Source organism: Vibrio sp. 1CM8B (genome assembly GCF_023161685.1).
Lineage (GTDB): Bacteria > Pseudomonadota > Gammaproteobacteria > Enterobacterales > Vibrionaceae > Vibrio > Vibrio coralliirubri.
The window spans coordinates 372,401-391,120 of the sequence record NZ_JALNTU010000001.1 but is presented as its reverse complement, the minus strand read 5'-3'; the positions used below and the strand labels follow the sequence as shown (position 1 = coordinate 391,120).

At 44.8% G+C, this 18,720-nt stretch carries 17 protein-coding genes; 6 read left to right on the top strand and 11 right to left on the bottom strand.

Going from position 1 to position 18,720, the window contains the following annotated elements; translation table 11 throughout:
* Positions 1 to 115: 115 nt before the first annotated feature.
* From MSG36_RS01615 to MSG36_RS01605, 3 genes are all read left to right on the top strand, one after another.
* A complete protein-coding gene (locus MSG36_RS01615; RefSeq protein ID WP_248365903.1) occupies positions 116 to 1,063 on the top strand; it encodes a helix-turn-helix domain-containing protein in 948 nt (315 codons plus the stop codon).
* A gap of 231 nt (positions 1,064 to 1,294) precedes the next feature.
* Entirely contained in the window at positions 1,295 to 1,918 is a 624-nt protein-coding gene (locus tag MSG36_RS01610) for an HAD family phosphatase (protein WP_060980724.1), read from the top strand.
* Positions 1,919 to 1,955: 37 nt separating this feature from the next.
* A complete protein-coding gene (locus tag MSG36_RS01605) occupies positions 1,956 to 2,789 on the top strand; it encodes a hypothetical protein (protein ID WP_248365902.1) in 834 nt (277 codons plus the stop codon).
* 121 nt (positions 2,790 to 2,910) lie between these two features.
* Here MSG36_RS01605 and MSG36_RS01600 read toward each other — a convergent pair whose 3' ends face one another.
* Both MSG36_RS01600 and add read right to left on the bottom strand, forming a co-directional pair.
* A complete protein-coding gene (locus MSG36_RS01600) occupies positions 2,911 to 3,495 on the bottom strand; it encodes a sugar O-acetyltransferase (protein ID WP_248365901.1) in 585 nt (194 codons plus the stop codon).
* 297 nt (positions 3,496 to 3,792) lie between these two features.
* Positions 3,793 to 4,791, bottom strand: a complete 999-nt coding sequence (gene add, locus MSG36_RS01595; protein WP_048609962.1) for an adenosine deaminase — start codon at positions 4,789 to 4,791, stop codon at positions 3,793 to 3,795.
* A 126-nt stretch (positions 4,792 to 4,917) separates the two neighbouring features.
* On the opposite strand from add, the gene MSG36_RS01590 reads away from it, so the two are divergent.
* Together MSG36_RS01590 and MSG36_RS01585 are read left to right on the top strand one after the other, a co-directional pair.
* Complete coding sequence (locus MSG36_RS01590; protein ID WP_060980720.1) at positions 4,918 to 5,865, top strand: LysR family transcriptional regulator; 948 nt, start codon at positions 4,918 to 4,920, stop codon at positions 5,863 to 5,865.
* Positions 5,866 to 5,982: 117 nt separating this feature from the next.
* The gene (locus tag MSG36_RS01585) at positions 5,983 to 7,437 is read left to right on the top strand and encodes a glutathione synthase (protein ID WP_248365900.1); all 1,455 of its coding nucleotides are present in this window, start codon (positions 5,983 to 5,985) and stop codon (positions 7,435 to 7,437) included.
* Between the two features lie 108 nt (positions 7,438 to 7,545).
* Here the strand turns inward: MSG36_RS01585 and MSG36_RS01580 are convergent, their stop codons facing one another.
* The 9 genes from MSG36_RS01580 to MSG36_RS01540 form a co-directional block, all read right to left on the bottom strand.
* A complete protein-coding gene (locus MSG36_RS01580) occupies positions 7,546 to 7,926 on the bottom strand; it encodes a hypothetical protein (RefSeq protein WP_017057786.1) in 381 nt (126 codons plus the stop codon).
* 64 nt (positions 7,927 to 7,990) lie between these two features.
* A complete protein-coding gene (locus MSG36_RS01575; RefSeq protein WP_248365899.1) occupies positions 7,991 to 10,039 on the bottom strand; it encodes a glycoside hydrolase family 3 N-terminal domain-containing protein in 2,049 nt (682 codons plus the stop codon).
* Between the two features lie 272 nt (positions 10,040 to 10,311).
* Positions 10,312 to 10,815 carry a YgjV family protein gene (locus MSG36_RS01570; RefSeq protein WP_248365898.1) on the bottom strand — a complete coding sequence of 168 codons (504 nt, stop codon included), beginning with the start codon at positions 10,813 to 10,815 and terminating at the stop codon, positions 10,312 to 10,314.
* 130 nt (positions 10,816 to 10,945) lie between these two features.
* Positions 10,946 to 11,572, bottom strand: a complete 627-nt coding sequence (locus tag MSG36_RS01565) for a bifunctional 4-hydroxy-2-oxoglutarate aldolase/2-dehydro-3-deoxy-phosphogluconate aldolase (RefSeq protein WP_048610332.1) — start codon at positions 11,570 to 11,572, stop codon at positions 10,946 to 10,948.
* Positions 11,573 to 11,581: 9 nt separating this feature from the next.
* Positions 11,582 to 12,574 (bottom strand): sugar kinase, encoded by a 993-nt coding sequence (locus MSG36_RS01560; RefSeq protein ID WP_248365897.1) that lies wholly within the window; start codon positions 12,572 to 12,574, stop codon positions 11,582 to 11,584.
* A gap of 3 nt (positions 12,575 to 12,577) precedes the next feature.
* A complete protein-coding gene (gene uxaC, locus MSG36_RS01555; protein ID WP_248365896.1) occupies positions 12,578 to 13,990 on the bottom strand; it encodes a glucuronate isomerase in 1,413 nt (470 codons plus the stop codon).
* Between the two features lie 12 nt (positions 13,991 to 14,002).
* Positions 14,003 to 15,466, bottom strand: a complete 1,464-nt coding sequence (locus tag MSG36_RS01550) for a fructuronate reductase (protein ID WP_248365895.1) — start codon at positions 15,464 to 15,466, stop codon at positions 14,003 to 14,005.
* Positions 15,467 to 15,561: 95 nt separating this feature from the next.
* Positions 15,562 to 16,869, bottom strand: a complete 1,308-nt coding sequence (locus MSG36_RS01545) for a TRAP transporter large permease subunit (RefSeq protein WP_048609953.1) — start codon at positions 16,867 to 16,869, stop codon at positions 15,562 to 15,564.
* A 15-nt stretch (positions 16,870 to 16,884) separates the two neighbouring features.
* Positions 16,885 to 17,397, bottom strand: a complete 513-nt coding sequence (locus MSG36_RS01540) for a TRAP transporter small permease (protein WP_048609952.1) — start codon at positions 17,395 to 17,397, stop codon at positions 16,885 to 16,887.
* 299 nt (positions 17,398 to 17,696) lie between these two features.
* Between MSG36_RS01540 and MSG36_RS01535 the strand changes: the two genes are divergently transcribed.
* Positions 17,697 to 18,680: a TRAP transporter substrate-binding protein gene (locus MSG36_RS01535; RefSeq protein ID WP_060981131.1), complete on the top strand. Its 984-nt coding sequence runs from the start codon at positions 17,697 to 17,699 to the stop codon at positions 18,678 to 18,680.
* Positions 18,681 to 18,720 lie beyond the last annotated feature (40 nt).

Here is an 18,720-nt window from a genome sequence, read left to right as displayed (position 1 = left end):
ATGTGCATTTTGTGCCAATGAGCTTAGAGCCGGTATTGATGAAGATATTGATGCTGATATTGGGTTGAGTTTTGGACTTTACCTGTTTTGAACAAGATAAAGGAATCGTGAACTGATGCTTGAGTTACCATTGATTGCGAAGAGTGTTGTGAGCCATTTTCAACAGTGTGTGCGGGAAGATAAGTCATTAGATCTATATCATGCCGCGATAGAAGCGCTCGCAGTTCAAGTGAGCATGCCATTCTCAATGGAGACTTCAGTTGCTCAATATGTCTCGTTTAATGTGTTTACTCAGTTCTTAGAGGGTTTGAGGAAGGTATTACCGTCTGAGGTGTTTGTTTCTTCGTTATTAGGCAGTGCTAAACGAGCCGCTCTCGAACTCGATTTTTCCAACCATTCAGCTCAAGATTTTCTCGCCCTTTTTCCGTTTGAACAATGGTCCGTTGAATCGTCTTCACAGTCATTGAAGCTTTCATTTCGAGTATCTAATAGCTCGCTCAATGGTATTGAAGCCGAGCTGTTTTTGATTGTTTATAGCCACACTTATTTCAAAACTCAGCAGACTAATATTGATAAGCCAATTCGTTACGATTTAGTTTCGGTGTCGGCGAGTGCGTTAAGTGAGTTGAGAATACAAACGGAAACGCCACAGTATATAGGTCAAAATGAGACGTGCATTTCGTATCACCCCATTGATCGAGATTGCTCAATCAAAGCGGTGTCAACGGCCACTACTTCTACCTTCAAGGTGACACAAGCATTACTTCCTTATATCGGTCGAGTAGATGTAGATTTGGTCTCGTTTGGTCAGATAAACCGAATGGGTAAGCGCACAATCCAAAGGGCGCTTAGTGAAGAGGGGACGACTTTTCGGACCATCAAAGAAGCTCTGTCTTTTGAGTTCGCCAAGCGCGTTATGACTGAGCAAGACTATTCGATCTCAGATATTGCGCTTCACTTGGGATACGCAGATGCCTCACAATTTATAAGAGCGTTTAAGCGATCGAACGGAATAACACCGCTTCAATGGAAAAAGAACAAAAAGAGTGCAGGTGCTTTATAAACGTATAACGCTTATAAAGCACCGACCATATTCCCATCTGAAGCTGATTTATGTTGATGATTGACTCGTTAGTGAATATTGAGAAGGCCGTCGTAATGATGGTCTTTTTTGTACTCTATTGGTTGTATATTCTACTCGAGACTTTTAATTTATAAACGTTCGCTATGAATCTTGATACGTGGCACTTTGTGTCTTTTTTTCATCAATAACATGGCGTTCACAGGAGTATGTATGAGTTCTAATGAAATCAAAAATGTGGTGTTTGATGTGGGTAATGTCATTGTGCGTTGGGCACCTCTGGAAATTGCCCGTCTTACTTTTGGTGATACTGAAGACTTGGAGTCTCGAGCTCGTTCTGTTTTCCAAAGCACGATTTGGTTGGATTTGAACAAAGGATTCTTGACCGAAAGTGAGGCTAAGCTGCGTTATCAACATGAGCTCGGCTTATCTCCATTAGAGTGCGATCGCCTGTTCTATTACGTTAAGCAAACGCAGATCTTACTGCACGGTTCAGTTGAACTCATCGAGCGTGTAAAGCGATCTGGGTATGGTGTGTACGCGCTTACAGACAATGTGGTCGAGATTGTTGATTACTTAAAAAATACCTATCAATTTTGGGCGTTGTTTGATGGTGCGGCAGTCTCCGCTGAGCTTGGTATGCTTAAGCCACAACCTGAAATCTACCAAGCGCTTTTATCTAATTATGGGCTTAAAGCTTCAGAAACCGTCTTCCTCGACGATATGCCTTATAACGTTGAAGGTGCGAGATCTGTGGGTATGGCTGCTATCCAGTTTACCGATGCCGTTCAGTGTGAAAACAGCTTGCAGGCGCTTGGCGTTAATTTAATAGATTGACACCTTGGCGAGTGAGTTAAATTTGAGGATGTAGAAAATGAAAAGATACCCACCTAAGTCTATCGTTACATTCTTGTTTTTGACTATGTCGGTGCTGGTTTTAGTCGTGGCTTTCGTGTTTCAAATCCGCGGTGAACAAGCATGTGATAGTTGCTATGAATCAGATAAAGGACAGTTTAAGTTTGTCCTTTACGATGGAACTTCACCTGCGATAATTCCAAGTATTCACAACGAGCTATTACTCAAGCAGGCTCCTTTGATGAAGAGCTTCGGCCTGGACTCAATACCGGTCATAACAGTGAGAGTATGGCAAAGCCAAAAGGCCTATTTAGATGAGCAAGAGCGTAGCATTGGACAGCGATATGCGTTTTCTACAGGCTACATCGAGCCTAAAAGTAATGAAATCAGGCTGCTTTATTTTGGTGGTGAAATCCAACGAACAGCATTGCATGAGTTTGTGCACTTACTGACACTTCACATCAACCCCAATTTTGCGAATAACCCTCGTTGGTTGTGGGAAGCGGTGGCTATCTATAAATCTGAAGATTATTGGTTCCACATGAATAACAGGAATGCCATCAAAGCCCGTTTTGATGGGCTTGTTCAAGAGTTATATATCAACCCTAATGGTGGTTCAACAATCTATGAAGTCGGTTATACCATCGGTGAGTTTATCGAGCGTTCTTGGGGGGAGGAGGCTTTTATCAAGCTCATAAAGAGTAACGGTGATGTATCTGGAATAACGAATGAGCCGATAGAGTCGCTATTTTCAGGGTGGAAGGATTTCGTGAAAAATACCTATCTTAGCTCACCACAAAGCGAGTATGAGAAGGCTTTAGAACGGAGCCCATTGCAGGCCTCAGAGCAGTGAATGAGATGAACTGTGTAGAAAGTTAACCGTACGATAGAACAACGCTGTTTATTAGATTAAGAGCCATGTTATTGAAACATGGCTCTTTTTGTTTTTAGATTTGGATACGCAACTTGCTTTTTTAGTCGTGGGCTTGTTCGGCATTCAAGTGTCGAATCAGCTTTGCTGGTGTGCCGCCGTACAAGCAGTCTGGTGGTACATCACTGTTGACCACAGAGTTGGCTGCGATCACAGAGCGAGCACCAATGGTCACGCCTTGGTTAATCACCGAGTTTCCACCAATCCACACATCATCTTCGATTGCGATAGGTAGACAGAAAGTTTCCCACTTGCGACGACTGAGGTGGTTCAGTGAGTGAGAGGCAGTGTAAAACTGGACACTTGGTCCCACCAATACATTGTTGCCAATTTTGATGTTGGAACCGTCAAGCATCACCACATTCATGTTGATGAAGGTGTCGTCACCAATCTCGATGGTTTTACCAAACTCACAATGAAAAGGGGGCTGGATTAAGCTGCTGCTACCAACCTTACCAAATAGCTGTTCTTGCAATGTGTGTTGCTGGTCTGGATCTTGGTGGCTGTTGAAAGCCATTAGCGACTTTCTGGCATTGGAACGCATGGTTTCAATGTCTTGGTCTGCACCATTATATACTTGCCCAGATAGCATCTTTTCTAGTTCAGTTTTAACGTTTGTATTACTCATGCTTGCCCACTTTCCGAGAGTCTCGGTTTAATACCAATCGTAGTAAATAACTGGTCATCCTAGCTGGTTAAAACGCTCAATAACTGCGTTAGAAATTTTGATTGTAGAATAACTACTTATCGAAAATTTCTGCCTTGTTCTTAAGCCTTTTTCCTGCGCTATTTATGATCACTTACTTACTGTGATTGGTATAAATGACGAATACTGCAAGATTAGCGATTTTCGGGCATAAAAAAAGAGAAAAGCCTCAGCCTTTCTCTTCCTGTTTTTTCTACTTAGCAATCAAGATTGCTTAAATTAGATTTGCTCAACGAAACCCATCAAGTGCTGTTTCACTTCGTCTGAAGCAAAAGCGCTTTCTACAGAGTACTTGTAGATTTCTGCGTAATCTTCTTTTGTTAGACCGAATGTTTCACACACACGTTTCACTTCGTTAGTCATGGTTGTGTTCGACACTGTACGGTTATCTGTGTTGATCGTTACAACGATGCCGTCTTTCTTGAACTCAGCAATTGGGTGGTCGCTGAATTTGTGAATACACTTAGTTTGCACGTTACTTGTTGGGCAAGTTTCAAGCGCAACTTGCTTCTCTTTAACGATGTTGTATGCGTCTTCGTTACCTTGGATGTGAACACCGTGGCCGATACGTTCAGCATCAAGCAGTGTTACGGCATCGTAAACGTTCTGACCATGCCATTGCTCACCTGCGTGAACCGTCACACGGTAGCCTTTTTCGATCGCGTATTGCGTGTACTCCGGGAATTCAGCGCAGAAGCCAGGCTTTTCACCGCCAGCGATATCAAATGCAACCACGCCTTTACCTAGGTAAGGTTGGCCGGCGTCGATCACGTCTTTGATCGAGTCTTTAGGGAACATACGCAGTACAGACATGATGTAGTTGCCCTTGATGTCGTATTTCTCTTCTGCACGCTTCATGCCTTTAACCGCACTTGCGATGATCGCATCAAGAGACAAGCCCTTGTTTACGTGAAGAATCGGTGCAAAACGAACTTCAAGGTATTTAACGTTCTCTAGTGCAGCGTCTTCGTAAAGCTCAAAAGATATACGTTCGATCGCTTCTTCCGTTTGCATCACTTGCAGTGGCAGGCTAAAGCAAGCTAGGTACTCATCAAGGTTTTTGCAATCTTCAGGCACTGTTAGAGACTTTACTACCGCTTCACGGTCTTCTGGAAGTTCGATTCCGTACTGTTTCGCCAGATCAATAATGGTGTCTGGACGAACGCTTCCGTCTAGGTGGCAGTGCAGATCAATCTTAGGGAGTGCTAGAAAGTTCATGAGTATTCCTTAGGTCTATTATTTTTTGAGTTATTAACTCATAGGTTACATGGGCTTAAATTAACAAGTTTGTGATATGATTTAAAGTGACATAAAGTCATCATTAATCTGAATCTAAGGAATATCATGGTAGATGTTAAGAGCTTACTCAAATGTGATATGAATTTACTGCTGTGTTTACACGTGTTGCTTGAAGAGCGCAGCGTGAGCAAAACGGCAGAGCGATTGTTCCTTAGCCAGTCTGCGGTGAGTAAACAACTCACCAAGCTACGCTCTTTGTTTGATGACCCTTTGTTTGAACGCGAGTCAAAAGGTCTGTTTCCAACCCCGAAAGCCACCTCTTTAGCGCCTAAGATTCATCAGATCCTTCTGCAAGTTGAACAGCTAACCGTGCCGGACATTTTTGAGCCGAAAGACAGCGAGCGCACTTTTAATATCGATCTTGTTGAAACAGCTTATACCGCGATCTATCCTAAATTTATGCCTAATGCGTTGGCAGATGCGCCGAACATTACGGTAAACAGCACTACTTGGAGTAGCGAAACCTTCAAGCGCCTACTAAAGCGTGAGGTCGATTTTGGGATTGGAATTTTTGAGCTCGATGAAAGAGCGAGTACTCACATTCAAAATATCCCTGCTGAGCTAAACCATGTCGAATTGCTGCAAGATTACTCTGTGTGTTTGATGCGTAATGATCACCCGGTGCTTCAAGAAGATTGGAACCTGCAAGCCTTCCTTAAATACCGTCATATTCAGTTAGTCACTGGTGGCGTTGGCGACTGGTTGCTTCTGGAGATCTTGCAAGCAAAACAGCTTCAAATTAACAAAGCCGCCAACGTGTCGGACATCACCAGCGCAGTAAAGCTGTGCAAACAAAGCGATTTGCTGATGTGTTATCCGTACAACTCGGTTCGTGACTATATTGAGAGTGGCGAGCTGGTGATGAAGCCAATTCCCATTGAGTTGGTTCCCGGTGGTTTGTTTTTGCTTTGGCATCGTTACTTTGACTCTGAACCAAGCCACAAATGGCTTCGCGACCTCATTGTTAATAAGACTCAAGAACCTCAGCTGTAAACTTCAAGCAACGATGAGCAAAACGGTGAAATAACTTTTTGAAATTTATTTCGTCTTTTTAGAATGAGCATCGTCTTACTACGGGTGCCAAATGCCCGCCAAGAATGAGATATCTAAATGAATTCAATGCCATTGATTCCGCAGCAAGTAATTGAAGATGCTTGTGAGTGGGCCATTATGCACGGTGTCGCTTTTCGTCAGTCTGACAATACCGCGAGACATTGCCCTTTTAGCCTTGCTCCAATGAGTATTGAGCGTGAGGTTTTTGAACACCTGTTGAAGGTGACGCCGCTTATCACCAAGCTCATCAACAATGTCTCGGAAGACCATGACTTTTTACAGTCATCATTGAGCGATATGGCTAAAGCCGATCCGTTTTTTGGTCGCTTGATGGAGCTTCATCAACAGGCCCATGGCAGTGCCGATGAGCGCTTGAATCCAGCTCGACAACCTTTGTTGTTGATGCGTACTGATTTCATGGATGACCGCCAACACGGTGCAAAAGTGATTGAGTTTAATGGCATTGCTGCAGGAATGGCGCCTTTTGGTCAACGCGCAACGGAATTTCATGCGTTCATGCAAAATCAGTGGCCAAACGTTTATAACAATTGGTTGGAAGAATTGTCAGCAACACCGGCTGAAAACCAAGGCTTAACGCAGTTGGCTTATGGTATCGCTAATGCTGCAAGGCAAGTGAAAACCGATTTTAATGAGCAAGATAAACCAGTTTTCTTGATGGTGGTGCAGAAGAACGAAGACAACGTATATGACCAACATTTGCTCGAAGTTGAACTGCAAAAGCAAGGCATTCGCACGGTGCGTCGTACTTTTGAACAGTTGAGCTGTCAGCTTTCAACAGGAGATAACCAACGTTTGTTGCTGCAAGATGTTGGCGCGGTCGATGTGGTGTATCTAAGAGCTGGCTATCAGTATTCTGATTACAGGGCTCCAGAACTCAACGAATCGGTTTGTTGCCACACGCTAAGTCAGACTCGCTTATTTATGGAACAACACCATGTCGCAATGAACGCGACCATCAGCCAACAGTTAGCGACCAGTAAAACCATGCAAATGCTGCTGACCATGATGCCAGCAACAGAATACGCACGCTGGGGTTTAACGTTACAAGAAGCCGAACTGGTCAAGAGTGTATTAGCCGATATGAAGCCAGTTACCAGTGAATCGATAGAGTGGTTTAACACGCAAGCTAATAAGCAAGAGTGGGTGTTGAAAAACCAAGGTGAGGGAGGTGGCCACTGTGTTTTTGGTGACGATATAAGCCAGCAACTGAGTCAACTTAAGCCAGAAGAGTACGACGCATGGGCACTGATGCAGCGCTTATACCCACACGAACGTGACGTGCCGACTATTGCAGTGCGTGATACCCAACAAACGCTCGTGACAGACTTAGTCAGCGAAGTGGGTTTGTTCACCGCTTACTACCAAGGTGAACCAGTAACAGAGCTTGGCGGCTACGCGGGCTACTTAATCCGCAGCAAACCCGCTAGCGAAAATGAAGGTGGAATCCACAGTGGAAAAGGGATTCTCGATTCGCTGGTGTTGATTGATTAGTGCTTAATTCTGATGACAGACAGAAGGCCAACGTTTATACGCTGGCCTTTTTTATGATTCTTTACAGATTAGCGCCAAGTTGGATTAGTGACTCAGCTTGTCGTTGCGTTACGCTGGAACCTTAAAACAAGAATCTTGATTGCTGTATTTTGGTACGAAGCACAATTTGTCTGCCGACATCTTTAAGCCGTTTTGCATCTGGATATGTGTTACCGCCCAGATCACGCAGCCGTGAGGCAAATTGAATAGCGAGCGAGTTTGCGTGAATAACACGCCGTCATCATAGGCCGGTGTAATGTTCGTCGCTTTACCTTGCCACGCTTTATGAGTGGTTTGCACATCAATATTTGGAACAATCAATGAGAGCATTTCTGGCTCAACGTCCTTTACGACTTTCAAGCAGATACGACACCCATCGTAGTATTGTTCTATCCAGATTTTATGTGGAATAGCGTGATCATCCCAACCCAGTTGTAAGATATGTTCCATGACTTTGTCCTTGGTATCTAAGAAGGAAAGGCAGTGCTCAACACTGCCTGAATTAGCTCAAATATTATTCGTAACTTAAACCATGTCCGAACGGGTAAAGGGTGTCGGCTTGATCATACCCAGGGTAGTCTGAGTCTTGGTTTTGAATGGCTTGGGCACTGTTCGCTAAAGCAAATGGCAGTTTTCCTTGAGGAACAAAGTTACCTGAAAGTACTTCCATTAGGTTGCTGTCCGAGACACCAAATGTGGCGATCACGGCACCGGCTTGCTTAAGATTACTTTGATCGTCTAGCACGAAGGGTTGTCTAAAGTTGATGGACAATACCGTTTTGCCAGCGCCCACTTCGTTCATAACGGCTTTAATGTCGCTTAGGCTTGGTTCAATATGCCAAGATGCAGCTGTAGCCATTTCACTGAACGCAAGAATATCGAGTTCATCTGGGTTCGCGCCACCAAAGATAAGATCAGGATCTGAGCCTTCGTTAGATACGCGAACACGAATAACCGCATAGTCCGTATCGGCTGGTACTGGTGGACGCGTTTCTCCCGCTTCGTAATCTCCAGACGTCACGGTAAAGTTGTACTTGTCGTCTCCTACAATGTTTTCGTCCATTCCCATGACATACAGAGCAACAGGATTTTGTGCGGTTGATTCAGCTAAAGGTAAAGTCTTATTGGTATTTTGAAGTAAGACGACAGACTTTTTCTGTGCGTAGTCAGCGCGTTCTTGGTACTTATCGTTGCCTAAAATCTCTTGGGCTTTTTTCTCATCAACGTAAGTGTTTTCGAAAAGGCCAAGCTTGAATTGTTCTTCAAGTAAGCGTGTGACTGATAGGTCTACACGCTCTTCGGTGATCAGATCTTTTTCCACCAGTTTCACGATGACTTCTTTATCATGAAAACCTGAAAGTACATCGACTCCAGCCTCGACCGCCATTGCAACTTGTTCATCAATCGTTTTGTGCTCCACACCCCATGCTCGATCGCCAATAATGCCGGTATCTGAGTTCACGTTACCTGTGTAGCCCAATTCGTCTCTCAACAGGTCGGTGACAATGCCTTTTGAAAAGGACATACCAACATCGTTTGGCATCCACTTTTGATCTACAGGGATGCCGTAGTAAGGCATGATTGATGAAGCGCCAGCCTCAATCGCGGCAATAAACGGTTTTAGGTGGTAATCAAAATTGTTCTTTGGGTAGACTTGGTTTTTACCAAAGTCATAGTGTGGGTCACCGCCGTTTTCTTGTGGGCCGCCGCCAGGGAAGTGTTTGATGGTTAGCGCAATACTGTCTTCGTTGACCTCACCGCCATCCTGCAAGCCTTTGATCAGTGAACGCATAATGTCAGACGCTAAATCGGCATCTTCGGTAAAGGTTTCGTGTACTCGGTACCAACGAGGCTCTGTCGCCAAATCCATCATGTATCCGTACATACTGCGCAGGCCGATTGAAGACCATTCGTCATTCATGATGCCAGCAAATTCAGTGATCAAATCCATGTCACGAGTGGCTGCTAAACCTGCCTCTTTAGGCCAAGCCGAAAAGGCACCTGAAGAAACGTTGATCCCTGCTTTTGCAGATGGGTCTATGTGGTTACGAGCATTGGATTTGAATAGAGCGGGGATACCCATTCGAGTTTGTTCACGCAGTTCTTGAACACTATTCATGAACTGGGCCGCTTCTGTTGGGGTTATCTGACAGCCTGAACGGCCAGCATCACAATCAGGTGTGTTAGTTGGGGTTTCAACTACGCTGTTACGGAAGATAAAGCGCGTCATTTGGGCATCGGCAATCATGTCTTGCCCGGCACTGCTAACAAGCCCACCCTCGGCTGAATTTAAGGTGTCAATGAGCATCATGCCGGCTTTCTCATCTAGCGTCATTCGGCTAACCAAGTCTGCTGCTCGTTCTTCTGGAGATAATCGCCAGTCTTCAAAGGGTTCCAGTTTTCCATTGCCGTTAGAATCTCGGAATTGGTAACCCTCAACGTTCAATACATCATGAACACGAGAGTGAACTTGGGGTTGCTGGAGGTTATTGTCGCTATCAGATGAGTTGCATCCTGCAAGAAGCAACGCGATTGCTATAGGTGTCAGGGTAAGACGCTTCATGGTCACGATCCTATTGTTAGTATAATAATAAGTACATGACCAATTTTAATAATTAACGGATTATTGGTTAACCAAAATAAAGCAAACTAAAGATTTGGATCACCATATAAATTTAATTGGTGATTTAATTCAATTTAGTCTTGGAAATATATTGACGACGTTTAAATAACGTAAACTTAGTTAGAGTTATTCATTTGATATCCAATTAATCTTTCGTTTAATTAGTGGTGTGTTACTTCCATATTTTAAATTTAGAATAAAAAATATATTGCCTATTTTATAGTTAACAATCTGCGCTGATGTAAACGATAGATAGTGACCATGTTGGTGACAATAAAGGTGATTTCGACAAAGGAGCCGCCAATCGAACCAATCCAAGTGTTATGGCTGGCCCAACAGAAGGAATTGAATAAGATCAAGGTTCTCAAGGCGATGCCTTGTCTTGAAAAGAGTGCCCATGTCGCAACGGATGAACCAACAACCGTAATAAACTCAAAGAAATGGTTCATGTTGGGCAAAGTCATGCACCACATCAAGCCAATAAAGAACCACATCACTTTGCGCGATTGAGTTTTTATCGATACGTAACTGCGAATAGCATTAATAATTACGCCTATGGCGGCTACTATGGCACCCATTAATATGAAATGGATACTCATAACAAAACAAAAGATCATCATCTGGTAGCGAAAACGCATATCATCTTTTTGCCAAAAGGCCATTACACCGATACAAAAAGCGAGGCCGCCAACTCCTTGTGTTATCCAGTTTTCCATATTTAGCCTTTATTTCTAAGATGCTATAGAACGCGATCAACGATTAATTTTGAGAGAATAATGCTCAACCATAAAATAACCCTCCAAAAGGAGGGCTAGATATAACGTTAAAGGAGCTGTTGCATTAGGTTTAATTGACCAACTTAACGGCTTCACGAGTCAAATGAGCCAGCTGTTCCCAATTACCTTCTTCAATTAGCTTCTTATCCACCATCCAAGTACCACCACATGCGAGCACTCGAGGTATCGCTAGGTAGTCTTTGATGTTGTTTGGGTTAATGCCACCTGTCGGCATGATCTCAATATCCGTGTAAGGCGCAAGAAGTGACTTAACCATGTTGATGCCACCTGATGCTTCTGCTGGGAAGAACTTCAATGTGGTTAAGCCCATTTCTAGAGCGGCTTCTACTGTACTCGGGTTGTTGACCCCAGGAATGATATCAATACCAATCTCTTGGCAGGCTCTTACCGTGTTTGGATTAAAGCCAGGAGATACTACAAATGTTGCGCCTGCTTCTTTTGCAGCGATAGCTTGCTCACGGTTTAGTACGGTGCCAGCGCCGATCAACATATCTGGTTGTGATTCACGAAGTAGACGAATTGCTTCTACAGCAGCTTCAGAACGGAAAGTGATTTCTGCCGCTGGTAGGCCATTTTCGGCTAAAACTTTACCCAGAGGGATGATGTCTTCAGCGTTGTCGATAGCGATCACAGGGATAACTTTCAGTGTTTTCAGTTGTTGTTTGATGTTAGACATTGGTATTCCTTAAATGGCTGTGATGGCCGCTTGAGTTAGTTCTTTTGCAATAATGGCACCACGATGTTGGATAACGACGCCTGCCATAGTATTGCCGCGCTGGCACGACGTTATTAAGTCTTCGCCCGCAAGGTAAGCAGATAAAAATCCGCCATTGAATGAGTCTCCTGCCGAGGTCGTATCAACGACATGTTCAACAGGTAGGGTCGGCACCGCCCGTGGAGCCGAAGCGGTACCAGAATCTGGATTTATGTCACCCTGAATGGTGGCATCTTGAATGAGGCAGCCATCTGCACCCAGTTTGACGATGCATCGCTTAACCCCCAGCGCCGTTAGACGTTCAATAGTTTGCTCTGGAGAGCTATCTCCCCAAATTAACTTTTCGTCATCGAATGTCACTAACGCTAAATCCGTCAATGTATACATGGCTTGGTAGCTGTTTTTGACGGTTTGGTTTTCGTCCTGTGGCCAAAGAGCAGGGCGGAAGTTACTGTCGAAGGCTATCTCAACGCCTTGTGTCTTCAACTCAACCAAGATGTTTAATAGCTCGATACGATCTTGTTCAGGCAGAATCGCTAATGTGATACCACTGAGAAAAACCATATCGACATTGCGCAGTGCCTGTTTTATCTGATTGAAATCTGGGTGCTGCAGTAGGTAGCGCGCAGCCGATTGATTTCTCCAATACAGGAAGGTACGTTCACCTGCGTCATCAAGCTGAATTAGGTATAGGCCTGGAGTACGTTGGCTGTCTTGCAGAACTAGGTCAGTCGACACCCCTTCTTGTTGCCAGCGTTCTAACATTCCCTTGCTAATCGGGTCTGCGCCCAAAGCCGTGACGTAGGACACTTTGATGTCATCTTGATTGAGGTTGGCTTCACAGCCACGACTTAGATAAATCGCGGCATTCAGTGTGTCGCCACCGAATGTTTGATGCATTGAGCCAAACGGTTTTCCGTTCAGCTCAATCATACATTCACCAATAATGGCGATATGTTTCATCAGTTATACCCTCTCTTCAAAGTAACGCTTAGCATTACCAAAACAGATGCCTTCAATCATTGGACCAAGCAGTGACATATCATTTGGTACTTCGCCATTTTCAGCCCAGCGGCCAACCATGTCACATAAGATACGGCGGAAATATTCGTGACGAGTGTAAGAAAGGAAGCTGCGAGAATCGGTCAGCATGCCGACAAACTGGCTAAGCAGGCCAAGTTGAGATAACTGTTCCATTTGGCGTTGCATGCCGTCTTTCTGATCGTTGAACCACCAACCAGAACCGAACTGAACTTTGCCCGCGATGCCGCCACCTTGGAAGTTACCAATCATGGTGGCCATCATCTCGTTATCGCGAGGGTTTAAGCAGTAAAGGATGGTGCGAGGCAACTCGTTGCTTTGATCCATCTCGTCTAACAGGTGAGCTAATTCGAATGCAAACGTCTTATCGCTAATCGAATCAAACCCTGCATCTGCGCCTAACAGTTGGAACATACGCGTGTTGTTATTGCGCTGAGCACCAATGTGAAGCTGCATTACCCAGCCCATTGCGGCGTAACGCTTGCCTAACCAGACTTGAACCGCTGTTGAAAACTGTGCACATTCTAGTTCTGTGAGCGTTTCGCCATTGCGGCGTCGAGCTAATAGGGAATCTAAATCTGATTCCGATGGAATAGGTGCGTAGCGAACCACTTCAATACCGTGGTCTGCTGCACGGCAACCATGGTCATTGAAATGCGCTAAGCGGCTGTCTAAAGCACTTAGTAGATGATGGAAGCGAGTGATCTCTATGTCAGCAACCATACTTAACTTTTTCAGGTAATCAGCAAAGCCATCAAGCTCAATTTTGAACGCTTTATCTGGGCGCCAGCTCGGTAGAACTTTCACATCAAATGAACTGTCTTGAGCGATCGCTTTATGGTGTTCAAGAGAATCAATCGGATCGTCTGTCGTACCTGCCATCACAACGTTCATTTGTTGCATGATGCCGCGAGCACTAAATTCCGGTGTCGCTAATAGCTCGTTGCCTTCATGCCAAATTTGGTCGGCTGTCTCTGGGCCAAATAGAGTGCCAGTAATACCAAATGGGCGACGTAGCTCTAAGTGCGTCCAGTGGTAAAGAGGGTTACCTAAGGTTTGAGGGACAGTTTTAGCCCATGCCATGAACTTATCATAATCGCTTGCATCTCCGGTGATCAGACGCTCGTCAATTCCTGCTGAACGCATGCCACGCCATTTATAGTGGTCACCTTCAAGCCAAATCTTAGACATATTTTCGAACTGACGGTCTTGAGCCACTTCTGCCGGGTTTAGGTGGCAGTGATAGTCATAAATAGGCTGGTGGCTTGCGTGTTCATGGTACAAACGGCGTGCAGTCTCATTCGACAGTAAAAAGTCTTCACATAAGAAATTCTTCATTGTTTGTACTCCTTATAACGCAGCCACGGTCGCAACAGCACCGTGTTCAATTAGTGATTGGTACGCTGAACTTACTGCATCAATGACCTGCGGGTTTTGGCCTAGCTCAGCAGGGAAAATCGCTTCAACCGCAAGCAATGTCGGAACCACAGAAACATTGAGTCCATGCTGGTCGCAGATCTGACGAAGTGTATCTGCCATTGGATCGCGAACATCAATCTCATTGCCTTGCTCGTCAACGCCAGATACATAACGCATCCAGCCAGCGATAGCGGTTGCAAGCCACGAGAAATCTGAGCCTTGCTCTAAATGGAATCGTAAGCTGCCACCCATACGTTGAGGGATCTTCTGGCTGCCGTCCATCGCAATCTGCCAGGTCTTATGCTTCAAGCTTGGGTTAGTGAAACGGTTGATCAGCAAGCTTGCGTAACCTTCTAAATCAGTCCCTTCAGGCATCGTTAACGACGGCGCTTGTGATTTCATCATCATGTCAAAAGCGGCTTTTCGGTAGCCTGCATCTGTCATGGTGTCGGAAATATGGTCGTAGCCACCAAGGTATCCAAGGTAAGCAAGGAAAGAGTGACTGCCATTGAGCATGCGCAGCTTCATCTCTTCGTAAGGCACTACATCTTCGACGAACTCTGCGCCAGCGACATTCCAATCTGGACGACCTGCCACAAAGTTATCTTCAATCACCCATTGGCGGAAGGGTTCACAGGCGATACCACATGGGTCTTCACAACCAAGCAGTTCTGCAATTTCTGTCAGTGTTTCTTCTGTTGCTGCAGGTACGATGCGGTCAACCATGGTGCATGGGAAGGTGACATTAGTTTCAATCCAATCACGTAATTCTGGGTCAAGCAGTTGAGCAAACTCAATGATCGCTGCTTTTGCTACATGACCGTTCTCTTGCACGTTGTCGCAAGACATCACCGTGAATGGTGTTAAGCCACGTTCGCGGCGAATTTTTAGGGCTTGGACAATATAGCCAAGCGCAGATTTTGGTTGAGTTGGGTTAGCTAGGTCTGCGATGACTAATGGGTTATTTTTGTCGAGTTTTCCGGTCGCAGGGTCAGCGCAGTAGCCTTTTTCTGTGATGGTCATAGACACGATAGCGACTTGAGGCTCTGCCATTTTTTCTAATACGGTTTTGATGCCGTCTAAGCTTGGATGAAGAGACTCTGTCACTGAGCCGATCACTTTAACGTCTGTGGATTCAGCACCTTTTTCAGCTACGGTGTAAAGGTGGTCTTGCGCGCGAAGTGATTCAATTAGGTCTTCGCCGCCGAATAGGTTTATCTCACAAATGCCCCAATCAGTGTTGGTTTTGCTGAGCATTTCATTGGTGAATAGCGCTTGGTGCGCTCGGTGAAATGCACCAAAACCTAGGTGCACAATACGGCTTTGGAGTGCAGAACGGTCGTAGTCAGGTCGTAATACAGTGTTTGGCAGCGTAGAGTTAGCAACAGTCTTCATTATTCAGTTCCTTTTCCCGCCAGCGAACCAACGGGATTTTATTATTTGATTATACGTTTGAGTGTTTAGAGTCCTAGAATGTATCTGTGACCAAATTACGAACCGTAGCCCAGTACTAATTCAGGTAGGAACAAGCTCAGCTCAGGGATAAAAGTAACGGCCATCAAGGCTGCAATCAGTGCTGCATAGAATGGCAGCAAAGGTTTGATGACTTTGTCGATGGCAATGTTGGCAACCGAACAACCGATGAATAGAGCACTACCCACTGGCGGCGTACAGATACCGATAGCAAGGTTGAAAGTCATCATGATGCCGAAGTGCACAGGGTCGATGCCTAGGTCTAGTGCGATGGGTAAGAAGATTGGTGTGAAGATCAGTACCGCTGGTGTCATATCCATGAAGATACCCACAATCAGCAGAATGATGTTGATGATCAACAGAATCATTAGCGGGTTATCAGAAACCGCCAGTAATGCATCAGCAATCATGTAAGGCACATCGGCGTTCGCCATTGCCCAAGACATACCCATTGATGCGCCAACCAGTAATAGAACGATAGATGTTGTTACTGCAGACTCAAGGATGATCTTTGGAATATCACCCCATTTCACTTCACGGTAGACAAGCACAGCTAAAACAAACGTGTATACCACAGCAATTGCGGAAGCCTCAGTTGCAGTAAAGATACCGCCAATGATGCCGCCCATGATGATGCCGATCAGTGCTAAAGAAGGTGCCGCTTTTAGGAAGGTATCCCAAACCATTGATAATGAAGGACGCGCTGCCACTGGGTAACCGCGACGTTTCGCGATGATACCCGCCACAATCATGATACTTAATCCCATCAAGATACCTGGGATGTAGCCCGCTAAGAACAGAGCCGCAATTGAAGTACCACCAGAAACCAATGAGAAAACGATCAGCGTGTTACTTGGCGGAATCAATAGACCAGTAGGGCACGAAGTAATGTTTACCGCAGCAGAGAAGTTTTCGTCGTAGCCATCTTTCTTTTGCAGAGGAGACATGGTGCCACCAACTGCAGCCGCCGATGCAACCGCTGAGCCTGAGATAGAACCAAACATCATGTTTGCCATCACGTTTACGTGTGCCAATGAACCCGGTAGACGGCCACCCAACACTTTTGCAAAGTTGATCAAACGCAGTGCTATGCCGCCTTGGTTCATGATGTTGCCCGCCAAAATGAAGAACGGGATTGCCAGTAGAGCAAAGTTATCAAGGCCAGCGGCCATACGTTGAGCAACTACAGCGATTGCAGGCTCAAGCGGTAAGCTCATTAAGATGGTTGCCAGTGACGATAAACCAATCGCAAAAGAGACCGGTACACCGATTGTAAGCAGTACAGCGAAACTACCGAATAAGGTCAGTATTACTTGCCATTCCATTGTGAAATCCTTCTATCAATCAAGTTGTGAGTCGGTGATCAAATCGTCACCTGACATTAATTGTTTAACGCGTTCGTAGGTAAATACGACGGAGTAAAAAATCATCAAAGCACCACTAATCGGTAAGCAGAAGTAGATGTAGCCCATTTCTAAACCTAGAGCGGGAGTCAGCTGTCCCATCGCAAGCGTTTTAGCAGCAAGTTGGCTTCCACCGTGTACCAGAACGATATAAGAGAAAGAAGCGATGGCTATTTGGATAACGATTTCGTTGATTAATTTGCGTTTGCCAGTCAGCTTCATCGTAAGCAGGTCGATGGCAAGGTGGCGTTTCAGACCCGTAGTGTAAGCAGCACCAATTAAGGCTACCCACATAAAGAGATAACGCGCGAGCTCGTCGGTAACAGTACTTGGTTTGCCAATAACATAGCGGGATAAGACCTGCCATATCACACACAGTACTAAGAAAGACGATAGAGACACTGTAAAGGCGGCCAACCCTCTATTTATGTAACTGACCAATTTATTCATGTTTATTTCCTTTCAACAAAATTGCGTATCTCATAACAATTGGTTTACCAATGTAAGAAATTGTTTCTATGTAGGGATGGGATGTTCAAAAATCTGGCTGAATCATAAGCTATTCATTTTTTGGTTGGCGTGAGCAACTTCACAAATGATTTTGGTTGACCAATTTGTGGGTTTTTATTGTGATATTGGTCAATCAATTTTAATTTCAGCTTTGACGGTTCCTTTTTTGAGCCCCAATATGAGCCCATAACAAAAAACACCCTACATTTTGGATAACCAATCCACGGAGAATAAGAATGATGATGACGCGTAAAACTTTGATTAGTGCGGTTGTCGGTGCTGCTTTCACTTTTGGAGCAACAGCTTCTGCTTATGCAGCGACAACATTGAAACTGAGCCATAACCACCCTCGTGACCATGCAGTACATGAAGCGATGACGTTTATGGCGAAAGAAGTACGTGAATTGACGGATGGTGAGGTGCGTATTCGTATTTACCCTGATGCTCAATTGGGTACACAGCGTGAATCTATGGAGCTGATGCAGAACGGCGCTTTAGATATGGTGAAAAGTAATGCTGCTGAGCTAGAAGCTTTTTCTCCTGCTTATTCATCATTCAACATGCCTTACTTATTCCGCGATCAAGCGCACTACTACAGTGTGACTGATGGTGAAGTAGGCCGTGACATTCTTAACTCTTCTCGTGATAGCGGCTTTATTGGTGTGACTTACTACGACGCTGGTGCGCGTAGCTTCTATACCAATAAGCCAATTAACACACCAGAAGATCTGAAAGGTTTGAAAGTTCGTGTTCAACCAAGCCCATCAGCAATTGCGATGGTGAAAGCGTTAGGCGGTAACCCAACGCCACTAGCTTACGGTGAGTTGTACACAGCACTGCAGCAAGGTGTAGTGGATGCGGCTGAAAATAACATTCCTTCTTTCAGCTTGAGCCGTCACAGTGAAGTGTCTAAATACTTCAGCTTAGATGAGCATACGATGGTTCCGGATGTGTTGGTTATCTCAACCAAAGCATACGATAAACTGACTACAGAACAACAAGATGCGCTAATGAAAGCGGCAAGTGATTCATCTGAATTGATGAAAAAACTATGGGCTGAATCGGAAGCAAAAGAGCGTGCTAAAGCTGAGAAAATGGGCGTTACTTTTGTGGAGCCAGACAAGGCAGCATTCGCACTCGCGGTACAACCAATGTATGACGATCTAGAGAAAACGAATCCAGAGTTGAGTGCTCTTATTGACCGTATTCAGTCTGTTGAATAACTAGCAAATATAGAAAAAATAGTAATACAAAAACAAGGTG